Here is a 14,076-nt window from a genome sequence, read left to right on the forward strand (position 1 = left end):
TATTTACCTTCTAAAGAAATTTTTATGAACGTAAAAGAGATTACTCAAAGTCTGGAGCAATTAGCGCCGCTCGCTTATGCGGAAGATTTTGATAACGTAGGCCTTTTAGTAGGAGATGATCAGCAAGAAGTAAGCGGAGTTCTGGTAAGTCTGGATTGTCTAGAAGTTACGGTAGCCGAAGCCATAGAGAAGAACTGCAACCTGATTGTTGCTTTTCATCCCATTATCTTTGGAGGTTTAAAATCTCTCACGGGGAAATCTTACGTAGAACGGGTGGTGATTAAAGCCATACAAAACGATATTGCCATTTATGCCATTCATACCGCTTTAGACAATTGCTTTAAAGGCGTTAATGATATGATTTGCGAGCAACTCAACTTAACGAATCGGCAGGTTTTAATTCCGCAAATCAACACGATTAAAAAGCTGACTACCTATGTACCTAGAAAAGATGCAGACAAAGTATTAGAGGCCTTATTTAAAGCAGGAGCAGGCAATATTGGTAACTATGAACATTGCAGCTTTGCTTTGGAAGGAAAAGGCAGCTTTTTGCCTAATGAAGAAGCCAATCCTGTAGTAGGTAAAAAAGGAGAATTGCAAATAGAAGAAGAAAAGCAATTGCATGTTACTTTTGGGAAGCACGTACAGCATCAGGTTTTAGCTGCTTTAAAAGCGAGTCACCCTTATGAAGAAGTAGCCTATGAACTTACCAGTTTAGAGAATACAAATCAGCATATAGGCATAGGAATGATAGGAGAATTGGAAAGTGGAATGGAAGAAAAAACCTTTTTAAAACACATCAAGGAAGTTTTTAAAACGGGAGCTGTGAGGCATTCTCATGTACTAGGAAAAGAAATTAAGAAAGTTGCGGTGTTAGGAGGAAGTGGAGCCTTTGCAATTTCGGCTGCCAAAGCGGCGGGAGCAGACGTTTTTATCACTGCCGACTTAAAATACCATGATTTTTTTAAGGCTGAAAATAAAATTCTTTTAGCCGATATAGGACATTATGAAAGTGAACAGTACACAAAAAACTTATTACATTCTTATCTTACGAAAAAATTCCCTAATTTTGCAATCGTTTTATCACAAAAAAATACCAACCCAATTCAATATAGTTGATTATGGCAAAGAAAAAAGAGGTTACCGTAGAGGAAAAGCTTAGAGCATTATACGATTTGCAATTAATAGATGCTCGTATTGATGAAATTAGAAATGTACGAGGCGAGTTACCTCTAGAAGTGGAAGATTTAGAAGATGAAGTAGCTGGACTCAATAAAAGACTAGAGAAACTAAGTGCAGATCTAGAAAAAGTAGATGTAGATATTAAGGGAAAGAAAATCTTAATTGAAGAGTCTAACGGCTTAATTAAAAAATATACGGAGCAGCAAAAGAACGTTCGTAACAACCGTGAGTTTAATGCGATCTCTAAAGAAATTGAATTTCAAGAACTAGAAATTGAGTTGGCAGAAAAGCACATCAAAGAATTCTATGCTCAAATTGAACAAAAGAAGGAAGTGATTGAAACGACCAAAGAGAAGATGGAACAAAGACAGTCTCACTTAGGTCATAAGCAAAGTGAACTGAACGAGATTTTAGAAGAAACAGAAAAAGAAGAAAAAGCGCTAATCAAAAAATCTGATGAATTCAAAAAAGACATCGAAGAGCGTTTGGTAAAAGCGTATACTAGAATTAGAGATAATGTGAAGAATGGATTAGCGGTAGTGCCGATTGAAAGAGGTGCTTCTGGAGGGTCTTTCTTTACTATTCCACCACAAATACAAATGGAAATTGCTGGACGTAAAAAAGTAATTACCGATGAGCACAGTGGAAGAATCTTGGTAGATCAAGAATTAGCGGAAGAAGAAAAATTAAAAATGCAAGCTTTATTTTCTAAGATGTAAGTTGTAGATACTTTATATCAAAGCCTCTCTGTTTTCAGAGAGGCTTTTTTTATTAACATAATATTGAGAACTCTTTTTTCTTCTTTCTCGTAAATTTATAGCAACAAAACCTTAAGGCTATGAGAAAATTAATGTTCATATGTTTACTCGCGATGAGTGTATTCGCTTGTCAAAACGATAAAAAATCCTCTTCAGAAGAGTTTGAAAGGGTGGAAGCTGCAAAAGAAGGAGTAAATGTTAGTATACAAGATCAGGACCTTGAGAGAGAGGAGGTAGTGAAGGGAGAAGACGTTTCTTCTCAATTAGAGAATGATCGCCCTGGGCCTTCTGCCCGATGGAGCGGAGAATTTATTAAAACCAACGCACTTAACACCGATGGAGCTTGCAGCTGTAATTGTTTAAGTATCGACTTTAATGCTACCAGAACGCTTTGTTTAGATGAAAAATCTGGGATAGATATTCAAGTCAATTATGTACTTAAAGAAAACCTCGTTCAAGTAATTTACCTTAACGGAAAAGGAAATATAGACGATAAAAATCCAATTCCTTGGTCAGACTTTGACAAAAATAGCGTTGTAGCAGAGATTTCTACGGCCAACAATCAAATGCAACTAGACTGGAAAGGTTTTACCATAGATAACAAATTAGCAACTGATTATGCCATTTTAGGAAAGAAAACCCTAGAAGGAAATTATAAAAGAAAATAAGTTATGAAGTTATTTATAGTGGCTTTTGCAAGTGTATTCTTGATGAATTGCCAAAATCACAATGCCCAAGAAAAAAAGAATGAACAACTCACTACTGCGACTCCGGTGGAGGTCAACACAACCGAGCAAGGCTATGAAAAAGCTTATTTTGCAAGTGGATGTTTTTGGTGCGTAGAAGCAGTTTATGAAAGTGTTGAAGGAGTAAAAGAATCGGTTTCTGGCTATGCTGGCGGACATACTAAAAACCCAACTTACGAAGATAGCAATACGGGTAGAACAGGACATGCAGAAGCGGTAGAGATTATTTACAATCCTAAGCAAGTAAGTTTTTCGACCTTGGTAGATGTGTATTTTGGATCTCAAAATGTAACGCAGCAAAACGGACAAGGCCCTGATAGAGGTTCACAATACCGTTCTATTATCTTTTATCAAAATGCGAAGCAAAAAGAAGTGATAGAGACTAAAATAGGAGCCTTACAAAAAGAGTATAAAGATCCCATTGCCGCGGAAGTGATGCCATTTCAAAAATTTTGGGAAGCCGAAGACTATCATCAAGACTATAAGAAAAATAATCCTAATAATTCTTACATTAGAAATGTATCCAATCCAAGATTTGAGCGATTTAAAGCTAAATTTCCTGAGCTTTTAAAATAAAATTTAAAAGAATTTAATGCTTAATGGGTAGGATGTCGATTCCCCATTATTGGCTTTGATTGCATTGATAATTGGAAATACAAAAGCGACAATCCCTACAACTGCCAGGACTAAAAAGCCTAACCCAAATAAGAAAATTAAAGGAACGCTAAGAATAGCGTATATGAATATACTAATTCTAAAATTGATAATTTGTTTTCCTTGTTCATCCATTTCAAGAACATTCTCTTTTTGGGTAGCCCAAATAATTAGTGGAACAATCAGACCTCCAATCCCGGTTATGTAATCTAATAATTGACTTAGGTGAGTCAGCATTAAAAGCTGACGGTCTTCTCGTTTTTCAGTTATAATTTCCATAATAGATGATTTTAGTGGTCTATATGTAAGACGATTAAAAGCATCTATTGTTACACTAATTTTTCTTGATTTCACTTTAGTTTTCAAGTTTTTTTTTGCTAACTGCTAATTGCGAAGCGGCCAGCCCGAACGTGCCTTTTCGGCACGGGTGGGTCTTTAGTCTTAATAGGTCCCGAGTATTTTTTTATTTAAACTGCTTCAGGTTTATTATCTTTGCCGCATGATTTTAGAAGACACTATTGTAGCCTTAGCGAGTGCCCCAGGAAGTGGAGCCATTGCACTCATCCGCGTTTCTGGTCCAGATGCCATTCATTTTACAGCACCTGTTTTTGAAGCTAGAAATAAAGTGAGTTTAAATGATCAAGCTTCACATACTTTGCAGTTAGGATTCATTAAAAAAGACCAGCGCATTATAGATGAAAGCTTGGTTTCTGTTTTTAGAGGAACCCGTTCTTACACGGGAGAACCTACCGTAGAAATCTCTTGCCATGGGAGTCCGTTTATTCAACAAGAAATCATCAACCTTTTACTTCAGCAAGGCTGTAGAGCTGCGCAAGCAGGAGAATTTACGCTGCGTGCTTTCCTTAACGGAAAAATGGAACTGAGTCAGGCGGAAGCGGTAGCCGATTTAATTGCGAGTGATAATGCTGCCAGCCATCAATTGGCGATGCAACAAATGCGTGGAGGCTTTGCGACCGAAATTAAAAATTTACGCCAAGAGCTGCTTAATTTTGCTTCTTTAATTGAATTGGAGCTCGATTTCTCTGAAGAAGACGTTGAGTTTGCCAATCGGGATCAATTTCAAGCCCTTATTTTAAAAATCCAAAAAACACTTTCTCGGCTTATCGATTCTTTCGCCGTAGGAAACGTGCTTAAAAACGGAATCCCGGTTGCTATTGTAGGAGAGCCCAATGTAGGAAAATCTACGCTTTTAAACTCTCTACTCAATGAAGACCGCGCGATTGTAAGTGCGATTGCAGGAACGACGAGAGATACCATTGAAGATGAGATTTCTATAGGAGGAATAGGTTTCCGGTTTATAGATACGGCCGGAATCAGGGAAACCAACGATGAAATTGAAGGTCTGGGAATAAAAAAAACCTTCCAGAAAATGGAACAAGCACAAATTGTGGTGTATTTATTTGATGCACAAAAAGTAAAGAATGAAAATTTGAGCTTGCAACAGATTAGAACTGAAGTTGAAAAAATTAAGAATCAATTTCCGGGGAAACCGCTATTGATCATCGCCAATAAAACCGATGTCTTAGATGAGAGTTTAAAAGTAGAATTCTCTCAAGCATTACCCGAAGTATTATTGCTTTCTGCCAAAGAAAAAGAAGGTGTAGAGTTGCTGGAAGAAAAGCTATTGCAATTTGTAAATACAGGAGCTTTAAAAAGCAATGATGCCATCGTCACCAACTCTAGGCATTATGACGCCTTGCTCAAAGCACAACAGGAGATCAACAACGTACAAGAAGGCTTAAATATGGGCTTAACAGGCGATTTGCTAGCCATAGACATTAGAGAGGCTCTGTATCACTTTGGTAGCATCTCTGGCGAGGTAAGTCCAGATGATTTGTTGGGGAATATATTTGCTAATTTCTGCATTGGAAAGTAAATAAGATAGGCTTTTTGAAAAAAACCTATCTTATTTATGCTTAGCGCAGTCGAAGTATCTCAAGGTAGGGTTTTAGCTCCAATAATCTACCCGCTTTCATTTATAGCATTTTAAGTGGATAGTCTTGGGGAGGTAAATAAGGACTAATTTCTTTTAAGCATGAGGGGGCCTAAGAATGTTTTGTAAAAAATGAATCAAAGAAAAAGCGATAGCCTAACTCTCCATTTTTTACCGAATCAAGAGAGTATTCTAAAGGCTTTTTCAATTTTAGCAGGATGTAAATCCTTATGGTTTGTGGCTATAGCTCCTATTAAAGCATCTTCTCTAAAGAACCATATACAAGACGAAACCAGGACCAAGCAATTAGAAGCTAGGGAAGGGGTAATAAAGCTTTGCGCTGCTAGTGGCGAAGAAAAGGGAGTGACATTTATTTTAAAGACCTCTTCTATAAGAGGGGTATACGTATCTTTTGCGTAGGTAGATATCAGGTAACATACTTCAGCACGGTGTGTTTTTTCGGGCCATTTCAATTGTGTTTTAGGGTTAAATACCTCGGTTTCAAGTTTTATTTCTTGCGTAGGTGTAAGCGAACAATGTATACCTAAGCTACAATAATCGGTATATAGACTAGAAAGGTTAAACTCAAATCCATCCAACAAAGAGATTTCACCCTGCCACAAATCTTTTTTTCCTTTCGGAATTTCGGTATTACTCAGCATAGCTTGGTAAACCGTTTTTCGAAACCGATTAAACATTTGATGATCGTAATAAGTGAGAAATAACCGTCGTAAAGTCATAGAAAGACATTTGGTAGTACTAGAAGCGGTTCCAAAATCAGAGGATGATAGTTTGGTTTGCTTGGTTTGTTTTACTCCGTTTTTCCCAGGCTTCATTTGTACAATGGTTTTCCCATTTACTTGTCTAAAGACTAAATCTCCCAATCCGCCAATGAATCGATTATGCTTATCTAATTGCGCCATAGTATCTATAGGTATTTTAGTAATGAAACTCCTAGTTAATTCTAAATAAAACAACAGTCAAGTCATAACTAATACAAATAATATCCACGATTTAAGTGGAAAATGTGGTTCCACTGTGGTTAGAGTGTGGACTCAGTATGGTTTAGGTACGACGTGTCTATGAGAGAGCTATTATTTAACTCGGCCTTAACCTCAAATGTAGGTGGAATATACACTAATTATTCTAAAGCTGCAATAAATAATGGTCTAACTGTCTTAATCACTGCTGTTTATGAGGTAGGTCATACTGCCTAAATAAACAAAGCTTTAGGAGATGAAGTGCAAGCGTTATTAGTCAAAAGAAGTCGGGGGAGGGGTATACCAACAGATGAAGAATATTAAGAAATTTAAAAGAATACTCTTGTTTTTTTATAGAGGTTGATACACAATACTTACGAGATGATTTTTAGTATTGGTTTTAACTTGGGTAGGCTTACAAGCATATTTCCAATGTTTTTGAAGAAGATGAACTGAAGCGAGAAGCAAGTGTTCGGAAATTCCGAACAGTTTAATTCGAAGGTGCTTGAAACCTTGAGTGTAATATCTACTTCTTTAACCTTGGTGCAATCACTTCAGTAGGTTACAGCGTAAAGTCTCCATAAGTATCCAGTTCCGTATTTGAGCTACCAAAACTTTAAAAGAATACCTAACTTGTTCGAGTATCAAGCTTTCGTGCCCACAGCAAAAGTTGTAAGCTTCACGAGTGGCAAGATGTTCGACAATAAGAGGTTACAGGCTTGCGGAAATCATGAAGCATTAGTCTTTCTTTATTTGTTTCGGTTGTTTTTAATCCCGTTTTATTATTCGAATAATCATCATGATGATTTGGGTAAACCATTGAAAATTCAGGTTTTATCAGGTTTATTCATTACTTTTAGAAGTAGACTAACCTTTAAAACTTATTATCATGAAAAAAATTACTTTACTATTTCTAGTATTTTTAATTAGTTCTTTGGGGTATTCCCAAGGAATTACTTATAAAAAGGGAGTCGTTTTAAGAACAAATAACGAACAGAGTAAGAGCCTCTTACAAACTTCCAGATCGATGACTACTGTTGATTGTGGCCAAGAAACCTTAAGTAATGATTTTGAAACCAGTTTGGGGTCGTTGAAAAATTATATTATTGCAAATGACTTTGTTGTAGAGGAAGAAATGGGCGTTTTTTCTTTAGAATCAATCACTTTTCACGCCTTTGTAGAGCCTGGAGGGACTATTACAGATGTGGATTTTATTTTTTATGAAGATTCAGGGAATGGTCCCGACAATTTAATAACAAGTCTAATAGATATGGAAGCTACTTCAGTAGAAGTGGTGGGAGAATATGAGGATGAAGATGGAATAAATGACGTAGTTGAGGTTTATGTTGAATTAGATGAACCGCTTACTTTTGAATCTGAAGAAGACGGAGCCGTTTATTGGCTGGGCGTGCAAATCCCTAATTACGGAGGAAGTAGTATTGGCTTTGAGTTGATATCAGAACTTGAAACCCCCACTGGAACCTTTGTTTTTTTAGCTGGAGGCTGGCATGGAGTTGAAGATTTATTTGGAGTTATTCGCGATGGTGTGATGACGCTCTCCGGAACTTGCTCTGCTTCAGATGAATGTTCAGAAGTTAGTGCAGGTATTTTGGAAGGTCCTGAAAGTGTCTGTGCGCTTGCTGAGTTTATGATTTCTCCCTTAAATGCTACTACTGGAGTTTCTGGAGTGGAGTATACTTGGGAACAATCGCCAATTGACGAAGAGAATTGGACGGTGATTGAAGATGCAACATCTTTAAACTTGACCATGGAACAAGGAATCGATGCACCCACTCAGTTTCGTTTTATCATTGCATGTGAATTTGGAAATACGGATACTAGCGAAGCTATTGTTGTAAACTTAAATTCAGCTGAAGAATGTTATTGCGCACCCGAATATACGCTGGGGTGTGATGATGGTGATGCGATAAATCAAGTAATGATAGAAGATGAAATGGGTGAAGTTATTTTTCAAAATGACTCAAACTGCAGCGAAACAGGTTATACGGATTATACTCAAGACCTAAAAGCACCTGTATTAGAGCAAGGAGATACCTATAGCATGAAGCTTACTTCTGAATCAGAAGTTGCAGAAGAAGATGATATTAGAATATGGTTGGACTTTAATCAAGATGGTGTTTTTGCAGAAGAGGAAGAAATAGGAAACACCGCTGGGGGAGGCTTAGATACAGAAGGAGAATTTAACTTTCAATTTACCATCCCAGAAGATCTAGATCTCGGTATATATCGAATTCGAGCTCGTATGGCATGGCTTGGGGGAGATGATATTGAACCTTGTATTAATAAATCTTATGGAGAAGCCGAAGATTATGCGGTCGAAATTATTGAAAATTTAACTGTTGAAAGTTCTGTATTCAACCAGCTTAACTTTTATCCGAATCCCGTTGAAAATCAATTGAACCTAAGAGCGGAAACCCCAATAGAAAATCTAAAAGTTTACACTATTCTAGGTCAGGAAGTTTTACAGAAATCTCCAAATACTTTGGAAGCCCAACTGCAAACGCAAAACTTATCCACAGGTATATACTTGATTAATGTAACCTTACAAGGAATTGAAAAATCCTATAAAATAATTAAAAAGTAAATTTTTGAATGAAAGAAGTTACTTTTTAGGCAGATTAAAATTAAGAAAAGCCGTTCGAGAGAATGGCTTTTCTTGTATATGAATAGTAACCAATCGCTTTTTCTTTCCTTTGATAAAAAAGCAGGTAGGAAATAAAACTAAAGAAATAGTAGAATCGTTTCTGATGATATCATTTTTACACAACCACTTCCCAATAGCTTTCCGCAAGTAATTGGACAGCGGCCTCCATCTCTTGTGGATTAAGATGTGCAAAACCCAGTCTTAACGAAGTCATTTTTCGGTTTTGGTAAAGGCAGATACTCGGAATTAGAAGTCCTTTTTCTTTTGCTTTCTCCTGTAAATGCGTCAATGAAAAGAAATTGGTAAATTGAATCCAAAATGCCAAGCCTGAAGACGGAATCGTAACTGTGATTTGGTCTTTGAAGTGGTGGTGAAGCAAATGTGAAAAACCTTCTTTGCGTTCGGCAACTACTTTTTTAGACTTTCTTTGGTACCGATGAATGTCTCCTTGGTGGATGAGTTCTCCCAGTGCTTTTTCCATCATGACATCGGGTTTGCCTAAAATATTCAGGTATTTAGTGGCTTCTTGCAGCAGGTCTTTTGGAGCAATCAAAAAATTCATTTGAAAACCGGGATTCAAAAACCTTCCGAAACTCCCCACATAGAGAACGCGTTTCCCGTTGTTTTTGCTAAACAGGGAGTCTTTTTTGTTTTTGACCGATGAAAATTCAACATCGGTATTATCTTCTATGATAATGAAGTCGTAGGCTTCAGCTAAAGCTATTAATTGCGTTTTACGTTTTTCAGAAAGAGCGACTGTTGTGGGATATTGACAGTTGGTATTGATATAAACCAATCGTATTTCCCCAGGTTTAAAATGGGTTTCAATATAATCGATGTCCATTCCGTTCGCATCTACCGGAATCGTTTTCATTTGGGCTCCCGCTTGATTAAAAATCATATTGGGTAGAAAGTAGCTTAATTCTTCTACCAAAACCAGATCCCCTGTATGGATGAGTAAGCGGGATAAGATAGAAAGTACCTGCTCAAAGCCCGCCACAGGCAATAAAAAGTTTTTAGAAAGATGAAAACCTCTAGTTAGATTGAGGTAATAGCTCAATTGATCCCTAAAAAATAGATTCCCGCCAGTGGGATTTGGTAATGTTTCAGCTTGTTTTTTTCTTTTTAAGACGGAGGCGTAAAAACGAACTAACTCTTCTGATTTAATAATCCGATCATCTGGAGTTCCATCTGTAAAGTAAAGTTTCTCTGGGCGCTCTTCTATAGGTGTATCCAAAATGAATTCTTTTCTAAACTGAAAAGGAGCCTTTTCTGGCGGTTGTTGGAAAGCTTTGGTTTTTTCGACTTCCCCCGGAGAAAGCTCGGGGTTTTTTACAAAAGTCCCTCTGTTAGGGAGCGTTTTTACCCAGCCTTGTTCTTGTAATTCTGCCAAAGCAGCAACAATGGTTTTCCGGTGAACCTGTAGCTCTTCAGCAATTTTTCTACTGCCTGGTAATCGGTCATCATTCTCTAAAATACTGTGTTTGACTGCATTAATAAACTGATAGACGATTTGCATATAAATCGCCTCTTTTTTTCGACGATCTATTTTTATGAAGGATTGAAAATGAATTTTAACTGGACTACTCATTATTTACATTTCGGACTACCAAAGCTACTATTTTTATCTAAATATTTGCATCGCATTATTCAATAGTATCGTTTAAGAAAAATATATATGAAAAAAGTATTAGCTATTTTAGGACTCATAGCTGCCATCCCTAGCTTCGCACAGCAACAGGATAGCCTTCCCAATCTAAAGATGGAGAACAATCAGTTGGAGGAAGTTATTATTCAGGGAAACCGATTGCAAACCCCTTTTAATCAAGTGAACCGAGATATACAGGTGATAACACAAAAGCAAATTGAGGCGCTTCCTGCAAAATCCCTCAACGAGGTCTTGTCTTTTGTTGGGGGTGTAGATATTCGACAGCGTGGACCGTTTGGAACACAGACTGATATTTCTATTGATGGCGGAACTTCTGAGCAAACTTTAGTATTGCTCAATGGCGTTAAGATGATTGATGCGCAAACTGCCCACAATATGATGAATATTCCTGTGCCTTTAAGTGCCATCGATCATATTGAAGTGCTTAGAGGTGCCGCAGCCCGAGTTTATGGCATCAATGCCCTTACCGGGGCGATTAATATTGTGACCAAAAAAGAAAAAAAATCTTCCGTAACGGCAACTATTCAGGGGGGAAGTTCCTTTAAAAATAAGGACGAAGGTGACGGCTCAGGAATTTATGGGGGAGGATCAGCCGAGGTTACGGGAATTTTCGGATCGGAAAAGCAAAGTCAGCTTTTCTCCGTTTCTCAAAGCAATTCCAACGGCCAACGTTACAATTCGGCTTCAAAAAGTACGCGTCTTTTTTATAACGGAAATTATGATTTCAATAGCAATCACAGTATTCAGGCTATGGCGGGTTATGCCCGAAGCCGTTTTGGCGCCAATGGCTTTTACGCTGCTCCAGGAGATATAAATTCCGAAGAAATTGTTGAGTCTTCCGTTTTCAGTATTTCTTCAATACATGAGTTTGGAAACTTTACAATTTCTCCTAGAATCAGTGATCGCTATGGGGAAGACGACTACCGTTATTTTAAGGATGATTTAAGCAAAGGACGATCGTTGCACTATACCAATGCGTTAATGCTAGAATTGAATACGAGTCTTAAAACAGGAATAGGAACTTTTGGTTTTGGCTGGGAATCGCGGTTAGAAAAAATTAATAGCTCCAATATAGGTAAACATGATCGCGATAATCATGGCGCTTATGCGGAATTAAAAAGTAGCTTGGGAGAGAAAATAAGAGGAACGCTAGGTGTTTATGCCAACTACAATACTGATTTTGGTTGGCAGGCATATCCTGGACTTGATTTGGCTTATCTTCTTAATGTGCATTGGAAAATTTCTACAAGCATAGGTTCTAGTCAGCGAATCCCTTCTTTTACAGATTTATACCTAGACCAACGTCCGGGGAATATAGGGAATGCCTCCCTTCAACCCGAAAACGCCTGGTCTTACGAAGGGAATATTCAGTATAAAAAAGGAAGCCTACAACTTAAAACAGGATATTTTTATCGTACAATAGCTGACTTTATTGATTGGGTGAGGCCTGATCCTTCAGTACCTTATTCGCCCATTAATTTTGGGAAAAATAACATGCAGGGTGTTTATGGGAGAGTGCAACAAGATTTTGATTTAGGCGAGGAACACACTTTTGGGTATCAAGTGAGTTATAATTATTTAAATCCTACTTTAGAGACTTCAGGAGAAACCCAGTCTAAATATACTTTAGAGTCTTTAAAGCATCAGTTTATTGCGGGAATTCATTACCAAATCAACGATTTTTCTTTTCAGCTGAAAAACAGGTGGTTAAAGCGTGAACTTGCTAGTGCTTATAATCTTACAGATGTTCGTGTTAATTACCAGTGCCAAGATTTCGTTTTATATACAGAAGTCACCAATCTGTTTGATGCTGAATACAAAGAAGCAGGTGCCGTACCTATGCCTACCCGCTGGTTTGGATTGGGAGTGAAATACCAATGGAATGAACAGTAAAGGCAGTTTTTGAAAATCAAATCACTTCAATTCTGAGTTTACTCTCCCAAAAGTAAAAATACACTTGTCCGTTCGAGATCACATTTAAAAATTTTGAAAGCAATGATATTGACGTTCGATAACTTGCTGTCAGATCGAGTGAATTTTTTCGTAGCGACAGCCAAGAAAATAATTTGCTCGCCTGAACGGAACGGGCAGGCATTGAGTTCCTTAGTATTAACAAAGCTTCTCGATAAAGCCTACTCAGAAAATTTACGAAATCAAGATTTCTTATTTTCTAATTTGCTCCACTCGAAGTGACATGATCTTTTTCAAAATAGACTCAGCTTTTAAAATCCGGAAGACTAATTATTAAAACAATAAATTTATGAACCATTCCAAAAAATGGACACGAGAAGAAGTTGTCGCTTTATACAACAAGCCGATGATGGAGTTACTGTATGAAGCTGCCAGCATTCATAGGAAATACCACGATCCCAACAAAGTGCAAGTATCGACTTTGGTCTCTATAAAAACAGGAGGTTGCCCCGAAGATTGTGGCTATTGCCCACAAGCCGCTCGCTACCATACCCAAGTTGAAGCAGAAGGACTAATGGGAATTGATAAAGTTAAAGCTCAGGCGCTACGGGCAAAAGCTTCCGGGAGTTCAAGAATTTGTATGGGAGCAGCTTGGCGCAACGTTAAAGATGGCCCAGAATTTGACCAGGTTTTAGAAATGGTACGCTCCCTCAATAAGATGGATATGGAAGTGTGTTGTACGTTGGGAATGATTACCGAAAATCAGGCACAGCGACTTTCAGAAGCTGGTTTATATGCCTACAATCATAATATTGACTCTTCCGAAGAATATTACGAAGAAATAATATCGACTAGAGGCTATAAAGACCGACTCCAAACGATTGAAAATGTGCGCAAAACCAACGTAACGGTTTGTAGTGGAGGCATTATTGGAATGGGCGAGTGCATAGAAGATCGTGCTGATATGCTGATGACTTTGGCGTCGATGAGCCCACAACCCGAGTCCGTACCCATTAATGCTCTTGTTCCTGTTGAAGGAACGCCTAAAGAGGAAATGCAACCGATCTCCATTTGGGAAATGGTCCGTATGATTGCCACGGCAAGAATCGTTTTGCCCGAGACACAAGTCCGTTTATCGGCAGGACGTACCCGTATGAGTCGAGAAGGCCAAGCCTTATGCTTTTTTGCCGGCGCCAATTCGATATTTGCCGGCGATAAATTACTCACAACGCCCAATCCCGATATCCATGAAGATATGAAGCTTTTCGAGGAGCTAGGTTTAGTTCCGCAGCAAGCTTTTGAAAAACATCCACAACCCAAAACAACAGAAGCTAAAAATGCACAGTATCACGCCTTAGGAGAAAAGCCCAAATGGTCTCGTCCAGAGCACAAGATCCAGGATAATTTGGATGCACAACACCAAAGAAAAAAATGATAAAACACTTTATGAAAAGGGGTATTTAAAATAATAAGGTTTGGATTTCTTTTGAAGTTCGACTTTTTTTCCTGTTAAATTGAATGAAATTTCACAATTGCGAGAGCGAGCAGTTTCTAGTT

At 37.9% G+C, this 14,076-nt stretch carries 11 protein-coding genes; 8 read left to right on the plus strand and 3 right to left on the minus strand.

What is annotated here, in order from left to right; genetic code table 11:
* Window positions 1-24 precede the first annotated feature (24 nt).
* From RBU60_RS04880 to msrA, 4 genes are all read left to right on the plus strand, one after another.
* Window positions 25-1,119, plus strand: a complete 1,095-nt coding sequence (locus RBU60_RS04880) for a Nif3-like dinuclear metal center hexameric protein (protein WP_308863567.1) — start codon at window positions 25-27, stop codon at window positions 1,117-1,119.
* 2 nt (window positions 1,120-1,121) lie between these two features.
* Entirely contained in the window at window positions 1,122-1,901 is a 780-nt protein-coding gene (locus RBU60_RS04885; protein ID WP_308863568.1) for a zinc ribbon domain-containing protein, read from the plus strand.
* Window positions 1,902-2,020: 119 nt separating this feature from the next.
* On the plus strand, window positions 2,021-2,608 hold the full coding sequence (locus RBU60_RS04890) for a hypothetical protein (RefSeq protein WP_308863569.1): 588 nt from the start codon (window positions 2,021-2,023) through the stop codon (window positions 2,606-2,608).
* Window positions 2,609-2,611: 3 nt separating this feature from the next.
* The gene (gene msrA / locus RBU60_RS04895) at window positions 2,612-3,262 is read left to right on the plus strand and encodes a peptide-methionine (S)-S-oxide reductase MsrA (protein WP_308863570.1); all 651 of its coding nucleotides are present in this window, start codon (window positions 2,612-2,614) and stop codon (window positions 3,260-3,262) included.
* A gap of 3 nt (window positions 3,263-3,265) precedes the next feature.
* On the opposite strand, the gene RBU60_RS04900 is transcribed toward msrA, so the two are convergent.
* Entirely contained in the window at window positions 3,266-3,619 is a 354-nt protein-coding gene (locus tag RBU60_RS04900; protein WP_308863571.1) for a DUF4870 domain-containing protein, read from the minus strand.
* A 220-nt stretch (window positions 3,620-3,839) separates the two neighbouring features.
* On the opposite strand from RBU60_RS04900, the gene mnmE reads away from it, so the two are divergent.
* A complete protein-coding gene (gene mnmE, locus RBU60_RS04905; RefSeq protein WP_308863573.1) occupies window positions 3,840-5,237 on the plus strand; it encodes a tRNA uridine-5-carboxymethylaminomethyl(34) synthesis GTPase MnmE in 1,398 nt (465 codons plus the stop codon).
* 236 nt (window positions 5,238-5,473) lie between these two features.
* Here the strand turns inward: mnmE and RBU60_RS04910 are convergent, their stop codons facing one another.
* Complete coding sequence (locus tag RBU60_RS04910) at window positions 5,474-6,217, minus strand: hypothetical protein (protein WP_308863574.1); 744 nt, start codon at window positions 6,215-6,217, stop codon at window positions 5,474-5,476.
* A 946-nt stretch (window positions 6,218-7,163) separates the two neighbouring features.
* On the opposite strand from RBU60_RS04910, the gene RBU60_RS04915 reads away from it, so the two are divergent.
* Window positions 7,164-8,879, plus strand: coding sequence for a GEVED domain-containing protein (locus tag RBU60_RS04915; RefSeq protein WP_308863575.1), 1,716 nt, complete (start codon window positions 7,164-7,166; stop codon window positions 8,877-8,879).
* Between the two features lie 175 nt (window positions 8,880-9,054).
* Here RBU60_RS04915 and RBU60_RS04920 read toward each other — a convergent pair whose 3' ends face one another.
* Window positions 9,055-10,530, minus strand: a complete 1,476-nt coding sequence (locus RBU60_RS04920) for an aminotransferase-like domain-containing protein (protein ID WP_308863577.1) — start codon at window positions 10,528-10,530, stop codon at window positions 9,055-9,057.
* 87 nt (window positions 10,531-10,617) lie between these two features.
* Between RBU60_RS04920 and RBU60_RS04925 the strand changes: the two genes are divergently transcribed.
* Window positions 10,618-12,501 carry a TonB-dependent receptor plug domain-containing protein gene (locus tag RBU60_RS04925; RefSeq protein WP_308863579.1) on the plus strand — a complete coding sequence of 628 codons (1,884 nt, stop codon included), beginning with the start codon at window positions 10,618-10,620 and terminating at the stop codon, window positions 12,499-12,501.
* Between the two features lie 367 nt (window positions 12,502-12,868).
* Window positions 12,869-13,954, plus strand: a complete 1,086-nt coding sequence (gene bioB / locus RBU60_RS04930) for a biotin synthase BioB (protein WP_308863580.1) — start codon at window positions 12,869-12,871, stop codon at window positions 13,952-13,954.
* Window positions 13,955-14,076: the final 122 nt, after the last annotated feature.

The sequence above is a fragment of the Mesonia profundi genome, from assembly GCF_031085155.1.
Classification (GTDB): domain Bacteria; phylum Bacteroidota; class Bacteroidia; order Flavobacteriales; family Flavobacteriaceae; genus Mesonia; species Mesonia profundi.

Coding starts and splice junctions, on each gene's coding strand:
- RBU60_RS04920 (WP_308863577.1), bottom strand. CDS start 10,530: ATGAGTAGTCCAGTTAAAATTCATTTTCAATCCTTCATAAAAATAGAT.
- RBU60_RS04910 (WP_308863574.1), bottom strand. CDS start 6,217: ATGGCGCAATTAGATAAGCATAATCGATTCATTGGCGGATTGGGAGAT.
- RBU60_RS04880 (WP_308863567.1), top strand. CDS start 25: ATGAACGTAAAAGAGATTACTCAAAGTCTGGAGCAATTAGCGCCGCTC.
- RBU60_RS04925 (WP_308863579.1), top strand. CDS start 10,618: ATGAAAAAAGTATTAGCTATTTTAGGACTCATAGCTGCCATCCCTAGC.
- msrA (WP_308863570.1), top strand. CDS start 2,612: ATGAAGTTATTTATAGTGGCTTTTGCAAGTGTATTCTTGATGAATTGC.
- RBU60_RS04900 (WP_308863571.1), bottom strand. CDS start 3,619: ATGGAAATTATAACTGAAAAACGAGAAGACCGTCAGCTTTTAATGCTG.
- mnmE (WP_308863573.1), top strand. CDS start 3,840: ATGATTTTAGAAGACACTATTGTAGCCTTAGCGAGTGCCCCAGGAAGT.
- RBU60_RS04890 (WP_308863569.1), top strand. CDS start 2,021: ATGAGAAAATTAATGTTCATATGTTTACTCGCGATGAGTGTATTCGCT.
- RBU60_RS04915 (WP_308863575.1), top strand. CDS start 7,164: ATGAAAAAAATTACTTTACTATTTCTAGTATTTTTAATTAGTTCTTTG.
- bioB (WP_308863580.1), top strand. CDS start 12,869: ATGAACCATTCCAAAAAATGGACACGAGAAGAAGTTGTCGCTTTATAC.
- RBU60_RS04885 (WP_308863568.1), top strand. CDS start 1,122: ATGGCAAAGAAAAAAGAGGTTACCGTAGAGGAAAAGCTTAGAGCATTA.